This is a genomic window from Thermodesulfobacteriota bacterium (assembly GCA_034189135.1).
In the GTDB taxonomy this organism is placed as follows: domain Bacteria; phylum Desulfobacterota; class Desulfobacteria; order Desulfobacterales; family JAUWMJ01; genus JAUWMJ01.
Window position 1 is genome coordinate 1 of record JAXHVO010000096.1, and the last position, 2,215, is coordinate 2,215.

Sequence of the window (2,215 nt, forward strand, 5' to 3'; positions counted from 1 at the left end):
TTGGATTTTGGTCACAGAATCAGCGCTGTTACCTTTAATCCAAAAGGAGCATTTTTTAAATACTCAGCATAGCTTTTGCCATTCTCCCCAGCTTAGCTGGGGGTTTAGCTCTGTAATTATGGGGTTTTTCTTTTCCGGTGTGTTCCGATAAATTCTACTGACATCCCATCAGCTTTGGCGGTATTTACCTTAACAATCTACGAGGCAAAAATCTTGTCCGCCTTAAGATAGTGCCGGCCAATATCCCTTCTTAAATCCAGTCGGTTCCCCTCACTGTTTTCCCTGGGAACGACCCGGATCTTTCCGCTATCAAACGCAGCCATTATTTTTTTTCTCAGCCGGTCACCCACTTCACCCCGTTTTTCTCCCTCTTTAACCGTCATGTTTGCATTCAAAAACGCAACTCGGGTACCATCAGACTTAAATAAACTTTCGGCTTCAACATAGGCCATGGCCGAAGGAATAACTTGTATTCCTTTTCTTTTTAAATATTTGAGATCAACCTCAAACACCTCCCCTTTGGTGCAGGACCAGGGGTATCCCTTTTGACCATCCGGGCCGCCAGGACCGGTGACCAGAGCCACACAAATTGCCAGTTGATCATCCCTTACTTCCGGTTCTACTTCATGCAAGCTGCCTTCAAGGGTTGCCTTGATCATGGAACCCAGGTTTCTTACCCTGCGAGCCAATGGCTGGGCTTCCGGTTCTCCGGGGCGAATATTTATTTCACTGACTCGAATCTTTGTCGGGTGCTTGGCGGAATCGAAAGACACGAAACAGCCCGGATACAAAATGCATGGTCTGAGAATTTTTCTTTTCTTCATTTCCTCTATCAGCGGTCTGGCAATCACCTCCCCCGCCATTTTAATGAGTTCCGGAGTTTCCATCGGGTGAGGAGAAATCGCCCCCACGCCCCCCGTAATCGGATTGTTCTTGCTGGCCGGCCCTTCAAAACGCTCGGGGTAATCCATGGCCGTGGGCAGAATTTGAAAATTTTCCTTCCGGTCAACCAGCATGGTAAAGCTTATTTCCACACCGGACATAAAGGATTCAATTAAAAGCGGCCACTCATTCCTGGAGCCGAACATTTTCTTGTAGCTGTCTTTATAATCCTTTATTAATTGATCATAGACTTCTCTTATTTCCCATGAATTCAATATAATTCTTGCCCCTTTTCCACCTGCGCTGTATGGAAACTTCAATACGGCTCCGCCAAAATCGTGAATATAGCTCAGACAGATAGACAATACCTCGTTATAGTCTTTTGCATGCACACTGGTCCAGGATTCTGCCACCGGAATTCCGGCTTCTCGGCACAATTGTTTGCACCGGATCTTATCCCCTTCAATAAAAGCACCGTCTTTATTGAGTCCCAAAATATGCTCGCCGAATCCTGCGGCTTCAATTTCGTCCACCAGGCCTTCAAATAAAAGTGCTTCAGGCATCGGTATGACGTAGTCGATATTCCCCTCCTTTAAATTCTTAATAATAACCTTTGCATAGTCTTGCACGGAATTGCTGTCCGTGCTGATAAATTCAACGGGCCACCTCATCATCTCTGTGAGCCTCGGCATCGCCGTTGTACCCCGGATCACTATTCCCTGAAACGATTCGGAGTAAATTTCGCTTTTAGCTGTAGAAATAACCAATGCACATAAAAGAGTTCTTCCATCCGTTCCGGCAAATGCGATTTTTTTCATATTTTTTGTCCTTTTTCATCAGTTTACCAGGATAAAACAAAGAGTATCCCTGACATTTATTTCAATGTGCTTCCCCCTTGAGAATCAATGGCAAAATAATAGTATGGATTTGATTTTTATATTCTCATCAATTTTCATGCAAGGCAATAGCTCCATAGCAATATTTCTGTACAGGGGTCAACCCGTAAAAACGATCTGTTTTTTTGTTTTTGACAACACGATGGATTTTTTTTATATAATTGTAGCTACTCAGGTGAATAGGCTGAAGACTGAAGGTTTTTAGTAAAAAATGCATTAAAAAACCATGGTTGATTCAAAAAAACAGATACTTCCGCTAAAATATTGCCATCACACTTACCTGGCCCTTCAGCCCAGGCAGCTACATCCTGACAACCTAAGTAGTGCCTGAACGAAAAGTCATGGTTTTACGAGCCAGCCGGTTGGTTATGTTCGTTCATTAAATTACTACCGTTCAAAATGATGGCAGCCAGTAGTAAATCAAATCTTGGCTACCT

1 protein-coding gene is annotated in these 2,215 nt (G+C 43.7%); it reads right to left on the minus strand.

Annotated features, from left to right (window positions below; genetic code table 11):
• Positions 1 to 197 precede the first annotated feature (197 nt).
• Positions 198 to 1,700, minus strand: a complete 1,503-nt coding sequence (locus SWH54_14415; GenBank protein MDY6792452.1) for a hypothetical protein — start codon at positions 1,698 to 1,700, stop codon at positions 198 to 200.
• Between the last annotated feature and the right edge of the window lie 515 nt (positions 1,701 to 2,215).